14 protein-coding genes are annotated in these 19,032 nt (G+C 71.5%); 7 read left to right on the top strand and 7 right to left on the bottom strand.

Translation table 11 applies throughout. The features are described 5' to 3' along the window. Positions 1–83: 83 nt before the first annotated feature. Entirely contained in the window at positions 84–815 is a 732-nt protein-coding gene (locus ACWDGI_RS10390; protein WP_450757493.1) for a dienelactone hydrolase family protein, read from the top strand. Between the two features lie 11 nt (positions 816–826). Here the strand turns inward: ACWDGI_RS10390 and ACWDGI_RS10395 are convergent, their stop codons facing one another. After that, positions 827–1,393, bottom strand: coding sequence for a YbhB/YbcL family Raf kinase inhibitor-like protein (locus ACWDGI_RS10395; RefSeq protein WP_450757335.1), 567 nt, complete (start codon positions 1,391–1,393; stop codon positions 827–829). 81 nt (positions 1,394–1,474) lie between these two features. Here ACWDGI_RS10395 and ACWDGI_RS10400 point away from each other — a divergent pair, with 81 nt between their 5' ends. After that, a complete protein-coding gene (locus ACWDGI_RS10400) occupies positions 1,475–1,930 on the top strand; it encodes a MarR family winged helix-turn-helix transcriptional regulator (RefSeq protein ID WP_450757337.1) in 456 nt (151 codons plus the stop codon). A 95-nt stretch (positions 1,931–2,025) separates the two neighbouring features. Here the strand turns inward: ACWDGI_RS10400 and ACWDGI_RS10405 are convergent, their stop codons facing one another. The 5 genes from ACWDGI_RS10405 to ACWDGI_RS10425 all read right to left on the bottom strand — a co-directional run bounded on the left by ACWDGI_RS10405 (position 2,026) and on the right by ACWDGI_RS10425 (position 8,524). Continuing rightward, the gene (locus ACWDGI_RS10405) at positions 2,026–2,709 is read right to left on the bottom strand and encodes an aggregation-promoting factor C-terminal-like domain-containing protein (RefSeq protein WP_450757339.1); all 684 of its coding nucleotides are present in this window, start codon (positions 2,707–2,709) and stop codon (positions 2,026–2,028) included. A 275-nt stretch (positions 2,710–2,984) separates the two neighbouring features. Continuing rightward, entirely contained in the window at positions 2,985–5,768 is a 2,784-nt protein-coding gene (locus ACWDGI_RS10410) for a multifunctional oxoglutarate decarboxylase/oxoglutarate dehydrogenase thiamine pyrophosphate-binding subunit/dihydrolipoyllysine-residue succinyltransferase subunit (RefSeq protein WP_450757341.1), read from the bottom strand. Positions 5,769–6,032: 264 nt separating this feature from the next. Beyond that, a complete protein-coding gene (locus ACWDGI_RS10415) occupies positions 6,033–6,902 on the bottom strand; it encodes an ABC transporter substrate-binding protein (RefSeq protein ID WP_450757343.1) in 870 nt (289 codons plus the stop codon). Between the two features lie 186 nt (positions 6,903–7,088). Then, complete coding sequence (locus tag ACWDGI_RS10420) at positions 7,089–7,844, bottom strand: SDR family NAD(P)-dependent oxidoreductase (RefSeq protein WP_450757345.1); 756 nt, start codon at positions 7,842–7,844, stop codon at positions 7,089–7,091. Beyond that, the gene (locus tag ACWDGI_RS10425) at positions 7,841–8,524 is read right to left on the bottom strand and encodes a TetR/AcrR family transcriptional regulator (protein WP_450757347.1); all 684 of its coding nucleotides are present in this window, start codon (positions 8,522–8,524) and stop codon (positions 7,841–7,843) included. Before ACWDGI_RS10425 ends, ACWDGI_RS10420 begins: the two co-directional genes overlap by 4 nt. A 483-nt stretch (positions 8,525–9,007) precedes the next feature. Between ACWDGI_RS10425 and ACWDGI_RS10430 the strand changes: the two genes are divergently transcribed. The 4 genes from ACWDGI_RS10430 to ACWDGI_RS10445 all read left to right on the top strand — a co-directional run bounded on the left by ACWDGI_RS10430 (position 9,008) and on the right by ACWDGI_RS10445 (position 13,964). Beyond that, positions 9,008–10,063, top strand: a complete 1,056-nt coding sequence (locus ACWDGI_RS10430; RefSeq protein ID WP_450757349.1) for a maleylacetate reductase — start codon at positions 9,008–9,010, stop codon at positions 10,061–10,063. 68 nt (positions 10,064–10,131) lie between these two features. Then, positions 10,132–11,001, top strand: a complete 870-nt coding sequence (locus tag ACWDGI_RS10435; protein ID WP_450757351.1) for a dioxygenase family protein — start codon at positions 10,132–10,134, stop codon at positions 10,999–11,001. Between the two features lie 132 nt (positions 11,002–11,133). Next, positions 11,134–11,622 carry a flavin reductase family protein gene (locus tag ACWDGI_RS10440; protein WP_450757353.1) on the top strand — a complete coding sequence of 163 codons (489 nt, stop codon included), beginning with the start codon at positions 11,134–11,136 and terminating at the stop codon, positions 11,620–11,622. A 122-nt stretch (positions 11,623–11,744) separates the two neighbouring features. Further along, positions 11,745–13,964, top strand: a complete 2,220-nt coding sequence (locus ACWDGI_RS10445) for a LuxR C-terminal-related transcriptional regulator (RefSeq protein WP_450757355.1) — start codon at positions 11,745–11,747, stop codon at positions 13,962–13,964. Positions 13,965–14,205: 241 nt separating this feature from the next. Here ACWDGI_RS10445 and ACWDGI_RS10450 read toward each other — a convergent pair whose 3' ends face one another. Then, positions 14,206–15,732 (bottom strand): 4-hydroxyphenylacetate 3-hydroxylase family protein, encoded by a 1,527-nt coding sequence (locus ACWDGI_RS10450; RefSeq protein ID WP_450757357.1) that lies wholly within the window; start codon positions 15,730–15,732, stop codon positions 14,206–14,208. 159 nt (positions 15,733–15,891) lie between these two features. Here ACWDGI_RS10450 and ACWDGI_RS10455 point away from each other — a divergent pair, with 159 nt between their 5' ends. Next, complete coding sequence (locus ACWDGI_RS10455) at positions 15,892–18,795, top strand: helix-turn-helix transcriptional regulator (protein ID WP_450757359.1); 2,904 nt, start codon at positions 15,892–15,894, stop codon at positions 18,793–18,795. Positions 18,796–19,032 lie beyond the last annotated feature (237 nt).

Here is a 19,032-nt window from a genome sequence, read left to right on the forward strand (position 1 = left end):
TCGACACTGTGACAGGTCGGGCCTCTCTCCCTCGCATGGCCTAGGGAGCGCCCGCAGAAGGCATCCCGAAGGGCTTGAACGTCATGCGCTTCCTTTCTGAGACGTCCTCCGACGGCGTCCGCGAACAGCTTTTCGTCCGCGACGAGGTTCCCGGTGTTCTGTGGACGCCGGAAGGCGCTGCCGGGACCCGTCCGCTCATCGTGATGGGACATGGGGGCGGTCAGCACAAGAAGGCCCCCGACATCATGGACCGTGCGCGCCGCTTCGTGACCGAGTGCGGGTTCGCCGTGCTGGCGGTCGACGTGCCCGGCCATGGTGACCGGCCGTTGGACGAGAAGTTCAACCGGATCGCGACCGAGAACCAGGCACGTGTGGAGGCCGGCGAAGAACTCGCGCCGCTGGTCGCCAGATTCCAGGCGCTCGTGGCCCGCCGGACCGTTCCGGAATGGCGGGCGGTTCTGGACGCGGTTCGGCGGCTCGAGCACGTGGGCGATGGCCCGGTGGGCTATTGGGGAGTCTCGCTGGGATGCGGGCTCGGTGTTCCCTTCGTCGCCGCCGAACCCCGCGTCCGCGCTGCCGTGTTGGGTCTCGGCGGGGCCTTGGCCACGGGGGCGGATGCCGCACGGATCAGCGTTCCGGTGCAGTTTCTGGTGCAGTGGGACGACGAGCGCGTCCCGCGTGACCAGTGCCTGGCGCTGTTCGACGCCTTCGCCTCGACCGAGAAGACGCTGCACGCCAACCCCGGCAGACACGGGGACCTGCCGGCATTCGAACCGGACAGCGCACTGACGTTCTTCTCCCGGCACCTGACCTGATCGCGCGGGCGCTATCTGATCTCGTATGTTCCGTCCAGCCGGGCGCGGCCGACGGCGTGGCCCGCGATGGCGGCGATCAGCTCGTCGAGGGCGAAGCCCGCACGCAGTTCGGGGGCCCGGTCGAGGGCGTAGAGCTGGAAGACGTAGGCGTGCGGCCCGTGCGATCTGATCGGCATGGGCCCGACCCAGCCGCGGCGGCCGAGCGGGCCTTTCCCGTGTCGGATTCCCGCGACAGGGCTGGGGTTGGCGAGAGCGTTCTCCGGGAGGCCGTCCAGGGAGGGGTCGATGCCCAGCGCGAGCGCATGGGTGGCCGGCTTCCCCATGGGGACGTCGGGATCCTGCACGACGAGCGCGAGTTCGACGGTGCCCGCCGGCGGCGGTGTCCAGGCGAGGGCGGGTGAGATGTTCGCGCCGAACAACCGGCCGCGGTGCCTTTCCGGTATGGGTGAGCCGTCTTCGAAGGCGGGGCTGGTCAGGGCGAAGCTCTCCGGGACCTGTAGGTCGGGGCGGGCCCAGACGAGAGTGTGGTGGCCGGCGCGCCGGTTGCGCAGCGCGACCCCGAGGGGATTTGCGGGCATGGCCTCGACTCTTCCTGCCTGAGGATCTGGCTCTCACTGGAATAGGTGAAGGAGAGATATTTTTCGGTATACTAATGATCCATGGGGAAGCATGCAACCGAAGGTCGGCCCGCCGAGGGCGAGGAGACGGACCTCGGCGGGCAGGTGCGCTCCGCGGTCGGACGCCTCTACCGCCGATTCCGCAGCGAGCGTCCCGAAGGCGGCCTGGGGGACGTGGCCCTGGAGGTGCTCACCCGCCTCCACAAGCACGGACCGCAGACCCTCACCGACCTCAGCGAGCACGGCCGCGTCTCACCCGCCTCCATGAGCCAGACCGTCAACCGCCTGACCTCGGCCGGGTACGCCGTACGCACCCGCGACCCGGCCGACGGCCGCAAAGTCCTCTTCAGCACCACCGCGGAAGGCGACGAACTCGCCGGCGCCGCCCGGGCCCGGCGCAACGCCTGGCTCGACGATCAACTGCGCGCCCTCAGCGCCGAAGACCGCACAGTGATCGCCCGCGCCGCAGCACTGCTCAGCACCATCGCCGACTCCTGACCGCTTCGCGGCGGCAGAAGACCGGGCGGCGAAGGGGTCCACCCTCGCCTCATCCTCGGGTGCGCGGCGGCCGGCGCCGGCTGGGTCAGGGGCTGTCAGTACGCGTGGTGGACCTGCCAGAAGGCCCACGCCTGGCAGGGGCTGCCGTAGGCCGTGTTCATGTAGTTCAGGCCCCATTTGATCTGGGTGGCCGGGTTGGTCTGCCAGTCCGCCGCGACAGAGGCCATCTTGGAGCCGGGCAGGGCCTGGACGAGCCCGTAGGCGCCGGAGGAGGGGTTGACGGCGAGATAGTTCCACGTGGACTCGTGGTCCACGATGTTGCTGAAGCACTGGAACTGGCTGCTGCCCACTATCTCCGCGGCCATCGCCTTGAGCTGCGCCACGGTGTACGAACTCCGCACCGGGAAGCTGGCGGTGGAATCGCCGGCCGCTGCCTTGGCCTCCGCATGCTCCCTGGCGGCCTTGTCGGCGGCGGCCTTCTTGGCCTGTGCGGTCTTGGCCGCTGCGGCCCGGGCGGCCTGCTCGGCGTCCTTGCGGGCGCTCACGTCCGCCTGGACGGCCACGGCGTCGGCCTGCTGGGTCAGGGACGCGGTCTGCACCTGTGCCTGCTGGTCGGCGGGCAGGTCCGCGAGGAGGGTGGCGTCGGTGGCAGCCGCCGCCTGCGCGTCGTTGTTCTGTGCGCTGCTGCCCGAGGCAACACCGACGACGCTTCCGACAGCGGTGACCGCGGTGGCCGAGGCCACCGCGAGTCCCCTCAACGGCATGGGGCTCACGCGCATCGCATCCTCTTCGCCGGTGCCGCTGTGCGCGGCGCCCGACGGAATCATCTCGATTGCTGGGCTGGGCAGTTGGAACACTCTTGCGTGCGGGCCCGGCCGACGCAATCCCGGCGGACGTGCGGATCCTCACACTCGCCGAAAGACCTGGTCGGGCAGCCCGCCCCGGCTTCCCCGACACACGGCCGCGTGCCGTCGCTGGTCAACGGCCGTGCGGGGCCGGTGTCCCACCCCGAAGCGGGCGTCGGGGCCGCGGGAATCCGGTCCGTGTGCCGTGGTCAGCGGAAGGCGGATGCCACCAGCTCCCCTTGCTCGTCGGCATGCCGCCGGGCGGAGCCCACGGCCGCGGCCGACGCCGGCGGCCGGCTGACGCAACCGAGGGGGCGGTCCGCCAGCCGCCGCAGAGGGGAGCTCACGAACAGCCAGGCTCCCTGGTTCTCCGCCTCCTCCTGCACCCACCGCACCTCCGCGTCGGCGGGGAACCGGGCGAGTTCCGCGGCGAGTTCCCGCTCCGGGAACGGGTAGAGCCGCTCCACACGGACGATCGCGGTGTCCGACAGACCGGCGTCGCGCCGGTAGCCGTCCAGGTCGTAGAAGACCTTGCCCGAACACACCAGCACACGCCTGACCCGGGCGGCGTCGGCCGTCTCGTCCGGCAGGACCGCGCGGAACCCGCCCGCGGTGAACTCGGCCGGCGTCGAGACGGCCGCCTTCGACCGCAGCATCGACTTCGGGGTGAACACCACCAGCGGCCTTCTGTGCTGCGTGGCCTCGAGCGCCTGCTGCCTGAGCAGATGGAAGTAGTTGCCGGGCAGGGTGGGCACGGCCACGCTCATGTTCCCCTGCGCGCACAGTTGGAGGAAGCGCTCGATCCTGCCGGAGGAGTGGTCCGGTCCCTGCCCTTCAAGGCCGTGCGGCAGCAGCAGGGTCACCCCGGAACGCTGCCCCCACTTCTGCTCCGCCGACGCGATGTACTCGTCCACGACGGTCTGCGCACCGTCGGCGAAGTCGCCGAACTGGGCCTCCCACAGCACCAGGGCTTCGGGCCGCGCCAGCGAGTAGCCGTACTCGAAGCCCAGCACGGCCAGTTCGGACAGCATCGAGTCGTACGGCGTGAAGGTCGCGGCCTGCGCGCCGAGCGAGTTGAGCGGTGTGTACTCCACGCCGGTGTGCCGGTCGGTGAGCACGGCGTGCCGCTGCCCGAACGTGCCGCGGCGGGAGTCCTGCCCGGCCAGCCGCACCGGAACCCCGTCCAGCAGCAGGGAGCCGAAGGCGAGGGTCTCCGCGGTGGCCCAGTCGATGGTTCCCGCGTCCAGCATCGTGGCACGTCTGTGCAATTGCGGCAGAACACGCGGGTGCACGGTGAAGCCCCGTGGCAGGTCGGTCTGGGACGCGAGGACGTGCCGGGCGGTCGCCTCCGTGATCGCGGTGGCCGGAGCGGCGGCCGCGTGACCTCGGTCCTCGGCGGCGACGTGCTCCGGCAGGCGGCCGGGTGCCGGCACCGGGTGGGTCTCGGCGAAGGCATGCTCAAGACGCTCCCGGTAGTCCCGCAGGGCACCTTCCGCCTGCCGTGCGCCGATGTCTCCCCGGCGGACCAGGGCGTCGGCGTACAGCTTGCGCACCGAGGGCCTGGCGTCGATACGGTCGTACATCTCCGGCTGCGTGATGGACGGGTCGTCGACCTCGCTGTGGCCGTGGCGCCGGTAGCAGATCAGATCGATGACGACGTCCTTGTGGAAGGCCTGCCGGTAGTCGAAGGCGAACCGGGCGACTCGCACGACGGCCTCGGGATCGTCTCCGTTCACGTGCAGGATCGGGGCCTCGACGGTCCGTGCCACGTCGGTGGCGTACGCGCTCGACCGGCCGTGGGCCGGTGTGGTCGTGAAACCGAGCTGGTTGTTGATGACGACGTGAACCGTCCCGCCGGTGTGATAGCCGGGCAGCAGCGACATGTTCAGCGTCTCGCCGACCACGCCCTGACCGGCGAAGGCGGCATCTCCGTGGACGGCGACGGGGAGGACCGCGAAGGCGCCGCCGCCGTCCGGGGCGACTTCCTGCCTGGCGCGGACCACTCCCTGGGCCACCGGGCCCACGACCTCCAGGTGCGAGGGGTTCGCCACGACGGAGACGCCGACCGTGCCGCCGTCGAGGGCGCGATAGGTCCCCTCCGCCCCGAGGTGGTATTTCACGTCACCGGAACCCTGGACCGAGCGGATGTCCACGGCATCCTCGAACTCGTGGAAGATCTCCCGGTAGGACTTTCCGACGATGTTGGCCAGCACATTGAGCCGGCCGCGGTGCGCCATGCCGATGACGGCTTCTCGCACGCCGTGAGCGATGGCGCGGTGCAGCAGGGCGTCCAGCAGGACGATCGCCGACTCGCCGCCTTCGAGCGAATACCTCTTCTGGCCCACGTATTTGGTGTGCAGAAACCTCTCGAAGGCCTCGGCCGCGCCCAGCCGGTAGAGGATCTGCAACTGTTCGGCGCGGTCCGGCGGCCGCTGCGGCGATTCGATCCGGCGCTGGACCCAACAGCGTTCCTCGGAGCTCTGGATGTGCATGTACTGGACGCCGACGGTCCGGCAGTAGGACTCCCGTAGTACGTCCAGCACGTCACGCAGCGTCATCGTGTCCCGCCCGGCGAAGTCGTCCACGACGAACGTCCGGTCCAGGTCCTCCTCACCGAGTCCGAACGTCTTCAGGCCGAGCTCCGGGGGAGTGACCCCCTGCTGGTTCGTGAGCGGGTTCGTATCGGCCATCAGGTGTCCGCGTACGCGGTACGCGTGGATCAGTGCCGCGACGCGGACGGCCTTGACGGCTGTCTCCTCCGCACGGCCGCTCTCGGAGACCGTGTTCTCCGGTGCCCGTCCGTCCGTCGCGGGGCCGGGGAGGGCGAAGTGATCCCGCCACGCCCGGTCGACGGAGTCCGGGTCCCGCAGATACCGCTCGTACTGTTCGTCGACAACCCATTCGTTGAGGCCGAATTCCAGCCCATTCGACGCCGGCTGTCCGGCGCGGGATCGCAATGCCACGACGCGGATCGCCTTCTTTCCTCTTCGCATACGGCCAATGGCAGACGCGCCCGATTCGGCAGAATATCCTTCCGGCGCGTCACACCATCACGGTAGGCGGAAAGGGCAGCCAAGTCGGAGGGGTTGATGTGCCACGACGCCCGCACATCAGGACATGGGATCGAAACGACGGCGCTCTTCTGAAATGCTGCCACCGCGTTCATTCCCGGGGTCGGGGAAATGACGCCCTGCCGTCCCCGGTGACACCCCGTCCCCGGTGACACCCGATGGACGCACGCGACACGGGGTGCGGCTCTAGGGGGCGGTGCGGTAGAACTCGGCCGCGGTGAAGGTGGCGGGCACGCCGAGTTCGGCGGCGACCGCGGCGATCGCGGCGTCGCCGATCGCGAGGTCGGCCTGGCCGTCGGTGGTGAAGTGCGGTGCGATGAAGGTGTCGTAGTGCGCTCGGACCTCGTCCGGGGTGTGTCCGCCGAGGAACGTCTGCATGTGCCGCACGGTGGTGTCGGGGTCCTCGTGGATCACCTTCAGGGCCCGTCGGTGTGCGCGCAGGACGGCCTGCACCGCCGGGTCGTCCGGGTCGGTGTAGGTGGTGTCGACGGCCAGGCCCACGGTGGGGATCCGGAAGTGGTCGCCCATCCAGGCCGGCACCCGCCAGCCGTACTCGGCGGCCACCGCCTCCGGCGCCATGGTGCTGCCGACCAGCGCCGCGTCGATCCCGCCGTCCCGCAGCCGGCGCAGGTCCATGCCGTAGTCGCCGGGCGCCCGGACGATCGTCCGGATGTCACGGTCCGGGTCGAGACCGGCCTTGCGCAGCACGATCCTGGTGAAGCACCCGGGAGCGGTGTGCGGGGCGTGCACCGCCAGCCGCCGCCCGGCCAGGTCGGCCATCGAGGTCAGTTCGGGACGGGCGAGGAACCAGAACAGCGGACGGTGGGTGTTGACATTGAGCCCGACCCACGGGGTGCCGTCGGTCAGCCGGGACAGCAGGGCCCGGCCGAGCCCGATGGTGGCGCCGCGGCGCAGCCGCTCCTCGTCCCAGGTGCAGCCGTCGCGCAGCGCGACATGGACGCCCTCGTCGGCGTAGTAGTCCTCCTGGTCGGCGATGTAGGCGGCCAGTTCCTCGTGCAGGCCCCGGCCGACGTAGGCAAGATCGATCGTGTGCATGAATACGCTGCTTCCTTGATCGTGTCGCAGGCGCGCGTTCCGTGACGGTCACAGGCGCCGTGCTGCCCGGTGCCCGGTGCCCGGTGCCCGGTGCCCGGTGCTCTGGTGACGGTGTGTCGGATGCCGTCCGGCGGTCGACCGGACCGTGACGGCGCGGTCCCGCGTGCGGGGGACGGCGGGGCGGATTCAGTACATGGCCATTCCGCCGTTGACCGCGGCGGTGGTGCCGGTCATGAAGGCGTTGTCCTCGCCGACGTAGAAGGCGACCGCCTGGGCGACGTCGGCCGGGTGTGCCAGGCGGCCCAGGGGAGTGGCGGCCACCTGCCGCTGCTTCGTCGCGTCGTCGAACACGTCGGCGGCGATACGGGACTCGACCGGTCCGGGCGAGACGATGTTGACCGTGATGCCCTGCGGGCCCAGTTCCTGGGCGAGGTACCTGGCGAACTGCTCCAGCGCGGCCTTGGACGTCCCCAGCGCGATCATGCCCTCCCGGGGCCGGCGGCTGAGGCCGGTACCGAGATAGACGATGCGTCCCCAGCCCTGCGCGGTCATCGTGGGCAGCACCGCCTTGGTGACCGCGAAGGCCGCGTGCATCTCGGCGTCGAGCTTGCCGCCCAGCTCGTCCCACGTGATGTCGTGGAACGACTTGACGGCATAGGGGATGAGCGCGTTGTGCACCAGCACGTCCACGCCGCCCCAGGCCGACCGTACCCGCTCGACCATGTCCTCGACGGCCGGCACCTCGCGTACATCGGCCTGTACGGCCATGGCCCGGCCGCCGGCCGCCTCGATGTCGGCCACGATCTCCTCGGCCGCCCTGGTGTTGCTGAGGTAGTTGAGCACCACGCGCATGCCCCGCTCGGCGAGCACGCGGGCGGTGGCCGCGCCGATTCCGCTGCTGGCGCCCGTCACCAGGGCCACCCTGCCGGTTGTCGCGGTCATGGGCTCACCTCCTTGTCGTCGTCACGGGCAGCCGGAATGGCCGCTCCGAGTCGTTCGGCGTCGGTACCGGTGCCGGTGGGGCGGATCGCCCCGTGGAGCACGGTGTCGACGGTGGCCCGCAGCAGGTCCGCCGCGGTCCACTCCAGTTCCTGCGGCAGCCGGGAGGTGAACAGGCGTTCCAGCGCGCCGCGGGTGATCTCGCAGAGCAGTTCGGGAGGCGCGGTCAGCAGCCCCTCCCGGTGCCCGTACCGGAACAGCTCGTCGATGCGTCGGTAGATCACCGCGTCGACACGTTGTTCCACGTACTGGCGCAGCATCGGGTCGCCGCCGCGTCCGGTGGCGAGCTGAGCCGCGCCGATCCGCCCGAGCTCGGTGCCCGCGGCGACCAGGAACCGCTGGACCCGTACGTCGAACGGCTGCCCTTCCGCGCCCTCGGCCGCCGCCACCAGCGTGTCCTCCACCGCCGCGAACTGCCGGTCCAGCACCGCGGCCAGCAGGCTGCGCTTGTCAGGGAAGTGGCGGTAGATCGTCTTCTTGCTCATGCCGAGCTCACGAGCGAGGGCGTCCATGCTCACGGGCGCGAGGCCCGGCGCGAAGAACAACCGGCCGGCGGCCTCCACGATCGCCTCGGCACGCCGCTCGTCACCCTCGGAAACTTTCGAAACTGGGTTAGTTTCCATGGTTTCCCATCCTGGGTACCCTTGCCTGTGCTGTCAAGGCTCGCCCTCCGCTCGGCTGGGCCGGGGCGGCGACGCGCAGGGGTGTCAGCGTTCGAGGACCAGGGCGACGCGCCGGCGGACGCCGGTGCAGGCCACCACCTCATCGATCGCTTTTCACGCTGCCTCTCGACAATGCGGATCCACCGGGGGTTTTCGTCGGGCAATGAACGGGAATTCGCTCGGGCTCGGCGACACCCTTCGAGCATTACGAATCGCGGGTCCGCACCTGCACCCACAGTCGGGCGCGCCGACCCGGTCCGGCCATACCGCAGATGAGTGATATCGCACGTGCTGCAGGGGGCGTTGGGGCTGTGCGGGTCACGCGAACAGGGTATTCCCGCGGGGCGGTCGGTCATCTTCCATGGATTCCGTTGACGCACCTCAATTCCATGACGACGCTTCCTTCCACCCAGGAAATGGCGCGGCAGGACCGAGGAAATCATCATGAAGACATTCGTGCACCGGGGCCAGATCACCAAGGTGGTATTCGGCAGCGGAACCCGCAGCCGTGTTCCCGAAGAGGCCGATGCCCTCGGATGCCGTCGGGTGCTCGTACTGTGCACGCCCGACCAGGTCGAGCAGGCGGCCCGGATACGGGATCTGCTGGGCGCGGCAGCCGCGGGAACCTTCACCGAGGCCGCCCCGCACACCCCCGTCGAGGTCACCGAGAAGGCGGTCGCGTACGCCCGGTCCGTGGCGGCCGACGCGGTGCTCGCCGTCGGCGGCGGGTCGACCGTCGGCCTGGGCAAGGCGATCACCGCCCGGACCGGTCTTCCGCTGCTGGCGCTGCCCACCACCTACGCCGGGTCGGAGATGACACCCATCCTCGGAGAGACCGAGGGCCGCAGGAAGACCACCAGGCGGCTGCCGGAAGTACGGCCCAGGACGGTCGTGTACGACGTCGAGCTGACGCATACGCTTCCGGCTCCGGTCTCGGTGGTCAGCGGAATCAACGCCATGGCCCACGCCGTGGAGTCCCTCTACGCACAGGACGAGGACCCGGTCGCCTTCCTGATGGCCGGTGAGGCACTCGACGCCCTCGCCCGCTCCCTGCCCCTGATCGCGCGACGCCCGGACGACGCGGAGGCACGGGCCGACGCGCTGTACGGCGCCTGGCTGGCCGGCACCTGCCTGGGCACGGTGGGGATGGCCCTGCACCACAAGGTGTGCCATGTGCTGGGCGGCACCTTCGGACTGCCGCACGCCGAGACGCACACCGTCGTCCTGCCCCACGTCGTCGCCTACAACGCCCCGGCCGCCGGCGAAGCAATGGCCCGCATCGCGCGGGCACTGCCGGGAGACGACCCCGCCGACTCCCTGTTCGACCTCGCGGGACGGCTCGGCGCACCCAGGGCCCTCCGGGACCTCGGCATGCCCGAGTCGGGGATCTCGCAGGCGGCCGAACTCGTCGTGCGGGACGGCTACTGGAACCCGCGTCCCGTGGACCGGAGAGCGGTGACCGCCCTCCTGACCCGGGCCTGGGCCGGCGAGCGGCCCTGACCGTCACCGGAGCACCGGCGCCCAGACCGACTCCGCCAGCGAACACTCGATCACCACAGGAGCACGCCATGCGCGATCTGACCAGCGACACCATCACCGGGGCCGTGATCTCGACCATGCGGGACACGAAGGACCCCCGCCTCGCGGAGATCCTGCACTCACTGGTACGGCACCTGCACGCCTTCGTCCGCGACGTCGAACCGACCGAGGAGGAATGGGCCGCGGGAGTGGACTTCCTGACGCGTACCGGGCAAACGTGCACGCCGACGCGCCAGGAGTTCATCCTGCTCTCCGACGTGCTGGGCGTCACCATGCTCGTCGACGCCCTGAGCAACCGGCGCCCCGCCGAAGCCACCCAGAACAGCGTCCTGGGCCCCTACTTCAGGGAGGACCGGCCGCAGCGGTCCGACGCCGCCGACATCTCCGGCGGCCTGCCCGGCACCCCGCTGTTCTTCGAGGGACGGGTCGTGGACCATGACGGAGCACCGGTGCCCGGTGCCGGGGTGGACGTCTGGCACAGCGACGCGGACGGCCACTACGACATGGAGGTACCCGGCCGGGTCGACCCGGCCATGCGGGCGCTGTTCCGGACCGACGGGACGGGGCACTTCGGCTTCCGCTCCATCCGCCCGGCCAGCTACCCGATCCCCGGTGACGGCCCGGTCGGTGAACTCATGAGCGCCACCGGCAGGTCGCTGATGCGTCCCGCCCACCTGCATCTGCTGATCGAGGCCGCGGGATTCCAGCGCGTCACCACCATGCTCTTCCCCTCCGACGACCCGTACCTCGACGCCGATCCGGTGTTCGGGGTCAAGCAGTCGCTGCTGGAGTCCTACGACACCTACGAGGCCGACACGGGTCCCTGCCGCGGCCTGACCGACGTGCCGTACACCCTGCTGCGCCGCACCTTCGTCCTCGAACCCCTCCCCGCGGACTGACCTCACCGCCGGCGCCGCACACGTCAGGCCGCGCCCGAGCGACCTGGGGGTTCACACACCCACCGGGACCGGGAGCGATCCCGGGCCCCGCGCCTCACACCGACGTCCCCCCGACTTTCACGGAGGCTTCCGATGACCGAAATCCTCGACACGGCAATCGACTTCCGAGCCACGATGGGCCGGCTCGTCACGGGTGTCAGCGTGATCACCACACGCTCCGGAAGCACACCCATCGGCATGACCGCGAGCGCCGTGTCCGCCCTCTCCCTGGCCCCGCTCCAACTGCTCGTGTGCATCGGCAACCACCTGTACACGCGGACCGCGATCGCGGAGCACGGCCGGTTCGCGGTCAACGTGCTCGGCGAGGACGGCGAGGCCCTGGCGCGGAACTTCGCCGCCTCCAAACCGGACAAGTTCGCGGGCATCGAGACCGTCGACGACCACGGCGTGCCGGTGCTGAAGGACGCCATCGCGGCCGTCGTCTGCGATGTCGCCGAGGCGCTCCCCGGCGGCGATCACACCATCTTCGTCGGGGCCGTCCGCTACTGCACGCACCGCGTCGACAGCCGGCCGCTGGTCCACTTCGCCGGCGGCTTCGGCGCGCTCAGGGCCTCGCGTTAGGCCTCGGCGGCAGCCGCCGTGCCGGTGACCGGCCCACCGACGCCCCCGACGTCCGGCTCTCGCAGGCGAGCCACCGCCGTCGGGGGCTCCCGCTCGTTCCGACCCACTCCTGGGGAAGTGCCATGACCAGCTCCGTGCCGGCCTTCAAACTGCATCCTCCGGCCCAGCCCCCGCATCTTCTGACCCGTCCGCGGCTGCTGCACCGGCTCGACGCGGCGACCGAGCCCGTGGTGGTGGTCTCCGCGCCGGCGGGTGCCGGAAAGACCGTGCTGCTGACCGAGTGGTCGCGGGAGAAGACGGCTCGCGGGGCCTGCGCCTGGCTCAGCCTGGACACCTGCGACAACGCTCCGGACCGGCTCTGGTCGGGCATCCTGCGCGCACTGCACCAGGCACGAGCGGACCTGCCCGGCCGTCTCGACGAGGGTGAGTGGACGGCCGACTCCTGGCTCGACGGGAACCTGCCCGCCCTGCTGACGGCGGTGGGCACGGCGGGACCGCTCACCCTGGTCCTCGACGGCCTGGAGACCGTCACGGACGCCGACGCACTGCGCACCCTCGCGGACTTCGTGATCCGGCTGCCGCACGGCTTCCGCGTCGTCCTGGCCACCCGGCACCTTCCCGGAGGCCCCCTTCCGGCTCTGCGGGCCCGTGGCCTGGTCGCCGAACTCGACCTGCACGACCTGGCCTTCACCCCCGGGGAGGCACAAGCGGTGCTCACCGCTCTGCTCGGCTCCCCTCCCACGGAGGCGAACGCGCGCGCCCTGTACGAGGCCACCGAGGGATGGGCCGCCGGGCTGTGCATCATGGGACGGGCCCTGGCCCGCTCCGGGAACGAGGCCGACGTCGAGGGGCAGCGGGCCCGCGGCAGACAAGCGGTCACCGAGTACCTGACCACCGAGGTCCTCGACCGGCTCACCACCGAACAGCGCCGGTTCCTGCTCCGCACCAGCGTGCTCGACGAACTCGGTGCCGGACCGTGCCAGGCCCTCGCCGGCGACCGGGCGGGCGTCCTGCTGCGCGAACTGGCACGAACCGTTCAACTGCTGGTGCCCGTCGGCGCCGAGGCGGCCACCTACCGCCGTCACCGGGCACTGGCCGCACTGCTGTCCGACGTCCTGGCATCCGAGGGATCGGACACCGTCGCGACCCTGCACCGGTCGGCGGCCCAGTGGTACGCACGGCAGGGACGGACGACCGAGGCCGTACGGCACCGGATGCTGGGCGGAGACGAGCCGGCGGCCGTCGTGGCGGTCCTCGACGGGTGGGAGAAGGAGATCTCGGCGGGCCACGGTGCGCGCGTCTCGCAGTGGCTTGACCTGCTGTCGCGCCGCACGGTGGCCGCCGACGCCCGCCTGTGTGTCGTGGCGGCCATGACGGCCCTCGCGGAAGGCGCACCCGCCACGGCCTGCCGGTGGCTGGACGTGGCCCTGCTCAGGCAGACGGGAGCCCAGACCGTCGGCGAGGGCGGCACGGTCGGCGACGCGGCCGCCGTCGCCCGGGCCGTGGCCTGCTGTCTGAAGGGGGAGGTCCTGACCGCGGACCGGCTCGGCGAGTCCGCCGTCACCGGCACCCTGCCGCTGACCTCCTGGCGCGCCCTCGCCGGTACGGCCCGCGGTACCGCGCTCCTGTGGACCGGCCGGTACGAGGAGGCGGAGGAACTGCTCGGCGAGGCGACCCGTGACGCGCACGCCGCCGGACACGGCCTGGCACTCGTCCGCGCGCTGGGTCTGCGGACCCTGTGCGCACTGCTGGCCGGACGTCACGAACTGGCACACGTCCTGAGCGACGAGGCGCTGCATGAGATGGCGACGGCCGGTCTGGACCGGCACTTCGTCTCGGTGCCCGCCTACGTCGGCCGGGCCGGCCTGCTCCTGAGGGAGGCACGCCTCGGCGAGGCCGAACACATGCTGGCCGCCGCGGAAGCGGCACTGGCGGACTCGTCCCGGACGGAAGGCGAACCCCACGTGCGCGCGCTGTGGCACTTCACGCGGTCGCGGCTGGCGGCCGCACGGCACGACACGAACGCGGCGCGCGGGGCCCGGGCGGCTGCCGAGGGAGCGGCGGCCAGATGTGAGTCGCCCGGCATCCTGACGGACCTGCTCGGCCGGGTCGGCGGGGACCCGTCGGTCGTACCCGTCGGTCCCCGGCCCCAGGACCTGTCCCTGGGCGAGCGCCGGGTGCTGCGTGCGCTGTGCGGCTCGCTGACCCTGCGGGAGATCGCCTCCGAGCTGTACGTGTCCCACAACACCGTCAAGACCCAGGTACGCGCGATCTTCCGCAAGCTCGACGCCCACGACAGGAACGAGGCGGTCACCAGGGCCCGGGAGTGCGGTGTGCTGTGACCCGGGCCCGGGGGGCGGTGTGCTGTGACCGGGGCCCGGGAGTGCGGTGTGCTGTGACCCGGGATCGGGATCGGTGTGCTGTGACCAGGGCCCGGGGGCGGTGTGCCGTGACCCGGGCCCTGGCTCCTGCTCCCGGGGCCGGGCCCTGGCCCCTGGCTCCCGGGCGCGCACCGAGCCGGCGATGTCGTCCCGGCTCACCGGCCGGCCGAAGGAGCCCCTCCGGCCGGCGCGCGTCCGGGCTCTAGGCGTCCTGACGTGAGGCGTCCTGGCGCCGGGCGTAGTTCGCCTGGGCCCGGTACGCGGACTCCTCCTCGGTGTTCACGTTCTCGATGCCGCAGACCTTGCGCGCGAGGTCCGCCATGGCGCCGCCCGGGGACATCTCGGCGCGCTTCATGGTGAGCGTGCGGATGGCCAGCAGGGGCGTGCCGTTGAAGTTCTCGAAGACGCCGATGCGGTCGCCCCAGTCGGACAGGAACATGTCGCGGATCACGCGGCTGATCTTCAGCCGGTCGTGCGGCCTGCCGACCGGCCCCGTGTGCAGGGCCTCCAGCCACGGCCTGAGTTCGGGCTGCTGCCACTGCCCCTCGGTGGGGTAGATGAGCGCGGCCCGGCCGGCCAGGTCGATGAGCTCGTGCACCATGTCGGTGATGTGCTCGATGTAGTACGCCCGCCCGAAGTCGAACATCAGGACGTTCGGCTTGAAGATGCCGCCGGGCGTGTAGAACCCCTGGGCCTCCGAACCCACCACATGCGCCTTGAGCGACTGGTGGAAGCCGGCGAACCTGGCTATCCGGGCCTGGACCGGCGGCAACTGGTAGGTGCCGATGTGCTCGGTGACCAGCAGGGCCAGACCGAGCATCAACTCGGCCTTCACCGTCGCCCGCACCAGCGAGTGGTAGTGCAGCCAGTCGAAGACGCGCTGCGGGTACAGCGACGCGTGCTGGGGGTTGCCGATGTGGAAGACGCGGTTCCAGGGGATGAGCACGTCCTCGAACACGATGATGCTGTCCAGTTCGTCGCCCTGCGAGGCGAGCGGGTGCTCCACCTCCTCGCCGTCCCGGACGTTGCTCTCACGGCAGATGACGGTGACCCCGGGGGTGTTGGGCTTCACCGCCCCGTAGATGATCTGCTCCGCGACGATGCCCGGGCGGTAGAACACACCGATGTGGATCCAGTCGCCGAAGGCCGCGCCGGTGCTGATCGCCTTGACACCCCGCACGGTGATGCCCTCCTCCGAGGTGGCGACCACCCTGAGGGCGGGGGACTCGGCCTGGGCGGAGTCGCGCGAGCGGTCCGCCTGCGGGTCGACGAAGGCCGGTGTCGCGTTGAGGTCGCCGTCGCGCACCTCGTTCCAGAAGTCGAGGAGCCCCGCGGTGAGGTCCCGGCCGTCGGTCCCGACGGACTGGCTGCTCCAGGGCTCCGGGTCGTCGACATAGGTCAGCAGGACGTAGTTGTTCACGTCCGGCGTGCGCGGTACGGCCCCGCCGCCCAGCTCGCGCTGCACCGTCTCCAGGTACTCCCGCTTGCGCCGCAGCTCGTCGGCGGAGCGGTGCTGGAACCAGGTCATGGACCGCCGTACCCCGTCCTCGTCCACGAACGTCATGACGTCCTGGAGGTCCGGGCGGTGGTGAAGGTCGTAGAAGGCCGCGAGGCTCCGGGCGTACGCCCGGGTCTTCGGGTGCGTGGCCACGTTGTCGACGAGCTCGTCGCCCACCCACACCGTGCGGCCGTCGTTCAGCGCTGCCAGGTATTCCTTGCCTGTACGCACGTCGTACTCCTCTCCAGGGACAAGAGATCCGGATGGCAGGCAGCATGTGTCCGGACAGGGTGAGCCGACGGCCCGGAAGGGGCTTTCACCCGGGTGAAAGCGATGGTCACCCCGGCACTCGCGTTGAGGCCCGATGTGACCGTGCGCCATGCTTGCCGCATGCACAGCACAGACCCCGCCGGCGACGAGGCCGGTGGGCGCGGGAACCGGGCCGTGACCGGGCCGCGCCTGCGGGGACGGGACCGCGAGATCACAGCGGCCCGTGAGGCACTGGACGTGGTGCGCGGCGGCCGGGGCGCCTGCGTCGTCGTGGAGGGCGCGGCCGGCGTCGGCAAGAGCCGGTTCCTCGCGGAGCTGGACGGGATGGCACGGCGATCCGGGTTCGACGTGGTCTCGGTACGGGCCGACGAACTCGACCAGTACGCGGCGGGAGCCGCCCTGCAGTCCGCCCTGCAACCCTCCGACGGCTCCCACCGGGCCCTCGCGGCCGCCGACGACCAGCGGCTCCTGCTCCTGGACAGCATCGCGGACGCCCTGGAGGAGCGGGCCCAGCGCGCGCCGGTGGCCGTGCTCGTGGACGACGCCCAGTGGGCCGATCCCGCCACGCTCTTCGTCCTGCGGACCCTGCCCGGGCGGCTCGCCGCCGCACGGATTCTGTGGGTTCTGGCGGTACGGTCGGACGCCGAGCGGCCGATCGTGGCCAGGGTCCGGGAGGACCTCGAACGCCTCGGCGCCCGCTGGCTCACCCTGGGCCCCCTGCCGCAGCGCGAGCTGCAGCACATCGCGGCCGACGTCCTCGGGGCGACGCCGTCCCCCGGACTGGCCAGGCTGCTGCGCGGTGTCGCGGGCAACCCCTTTCTCGCCATCGAGCTGGTACGCGGCTTCGCCCACACCGACGTCGCCGGGATGGAGGCGGGCGAGACCGGCCTGCCCCGCGACGGCATTCCCGTCAGCTTCCGGCGCAGTGTCGCCGCACGGTTGGACCGGCTCCCCGAAGACGCCCTGCACCTGCTCCAGATCGGCTCCGTCCTCGGCCGTGAATTCGACCTCGGCACGGCCGCCCGGATGATGGGCAGACAGGTCGGCAGCCTGCTGTCGGGCGTCGACACAGTCCTCAACGCCGATCTGCTCTCGGCCGACGGCCCACGCCTGGCCTTCCGTCACGACCTCACCCGGCAGGCGGTCCACGACAACCTGCCGCAGGCCGTGCGGACGGCCCTGCACCGGGAGGCGGCCGACAGCCTGCGCGGCACCGGAGCACGCCCCGCGGAGGTGGCCTGGCACGTCGTGATGTCGGGCGGCCCGGTCGACGACCATTCCGTGACCACGCTGGCCACCGCCGTACGGGACATGTCGTCCTCGGCGCCCGACGCGGCGGCGGACCTCGCCCAGCGGGTCGCCGGCCTGCGGCCCCCGCACGACCCGCGCCGTATCGCCCTGCTGACCGACGCCGCCGAGTACCTGGGCCGCACCCGCCGGGTCCACGAGGCGCTGGACCTGGTCGACGCCACGCTGCCGGAAGGACTCGAGCCGCCGCAGGAGGCGCGGTTGCGTCTGGTCGCCGCCGAGATCCACCAGGCCGCGGGCGACGACGCCGCCGCGATGGCACACCTGGAGAAGGCCCTGGATCTGCCCGGGCTGCCGTCGGACCTGTGGGTCAGGCTGCTGAAGACCAAGGCCACGGGCCACGTCTACCTGGGAGACATCGCCGCCGCCGAGCGCACCGGGGCCGGGCTGGTCGAGGCCTCCTACGGCAGCGACGATCCGGCCGTGGTCGTCAGCGCCATGGTGTTCCAGTCGCAGACGTTCTTCTACCGCGGCCACCTGGCGCGCGCCCTCGAACTCGCCGAGGAGGCCACCCGGCGCGCCGGCACCCTGCCCGACGTGCTCTATCTGCGGCCCCCGCGGATTCCGGCGCTGTGGCTGGCCACCGTACTGACCGTCACCGACCGGCTCGCCGACACCGGGCGGACCCTGCGGGACGGACAACGCGACGCGGAGGCGCTGGCCCTGGGCTGGTCACTGCCCCACTGGCACGCCGCCCGCGCCTGCGCGCTCCTCGAACAGGGCGCGCTGGACGACGCGGCCGTGGAGGCCGAGGCCAGCCTGGCGGTGGCGGACGAACTGGAGATCACCCTGCCGACTCCGCAGGCCCGCGCGGTCCTGGCACTGGTGGAGACCAGACGAGGTGACTTCGCCAAGGCCAAGGACCACCTCGGCGCCGCCGGCACCGACCCGGGCACACACACCCATCGGTACGGGCCCTGGGTCTCTCTGGCGCGCGCCTGCCTGGCGGACGCCGAGGGGGACGACGGCGAGGCTGCGGCGGCACTCGCGGAGAGCTTCGCGAGCCAGGAACCGGCGCGTCTGCTGGCACTGCCCCCGTCCCACTGGCCCGGAATCGTGCGCGCGGCGCTCCGTGGCGGGGACCAGCCGCTCGCCGAGGCCGTGTCGGGGGCCCTGCGCGGTCTGGCCGTTCAGGACGAGAGCCGGCAGATCATCGGGGCCGTCCGCGCCCACGTGGACGGCCTGCTCCACCACGACTCCGGTGCGCTGGAGTCCGCCGTCGCCGGCTACCGGAACACCGGCAGACCGTTGGCCCTCGCCGCGGCCTGCGAGGACCTCGCCGAACTGATCGCCGTAGCCGGGGACACGGCATCGGCGATCCCGTACTTCGAGGAAGCGGGCCGCCTGACGTCGGCCTCGGGGGCCGGGCTGGACCAGGAACGGATCAGGGGGCGCCTGAGGCGGCTCGGCGTGCGTACCGCCCCGGTACGGAGCCACCCGGCCGGCCCCCGCGGGTGGGAGGACCTGACCGAATCGGAGCGGAAACTCATCCCGCTCGTCGTCGAGGGCCTCACCAACCGGGCCGTCGCCGACCGGCTCTACGTGTCCGTGCACACCGTCAACACCCACATGAAGCACATCTTCGCCAAGCTCGGCATCAACTCACGGGTCGAGCTGACCCGGCTGGCGATCGAGCGGGGCACCGGTGCCGAAGGGCTCGACCGACCGGGTCCACCGACCGCGGAGCCCGGGCACAGAGATCCCCTGAATGGGTGATGCCCGGCCCGCCGGCACCGGTGACGCCGGACCCGACGGCACGGCGTCCTCCCCGAAACGGACCGTGTCCGGAGGAGCGGCCCGACGGCGCGCGGGCCGATCACCGGATCATGCGATGCCCTGGGTGCCTCGCCGATCAACACTGGTCGTGTCGGTGGTCGTTGCTCGATCGGAACCGGGAGTGGGTGGCACGATGAGCGTCACGCATACTGCCCCAGGACCCACGCCCCGTGATGC

This window comes from Streptomyces sp. NPDC001220 (genome assembly GCF_053597895.1).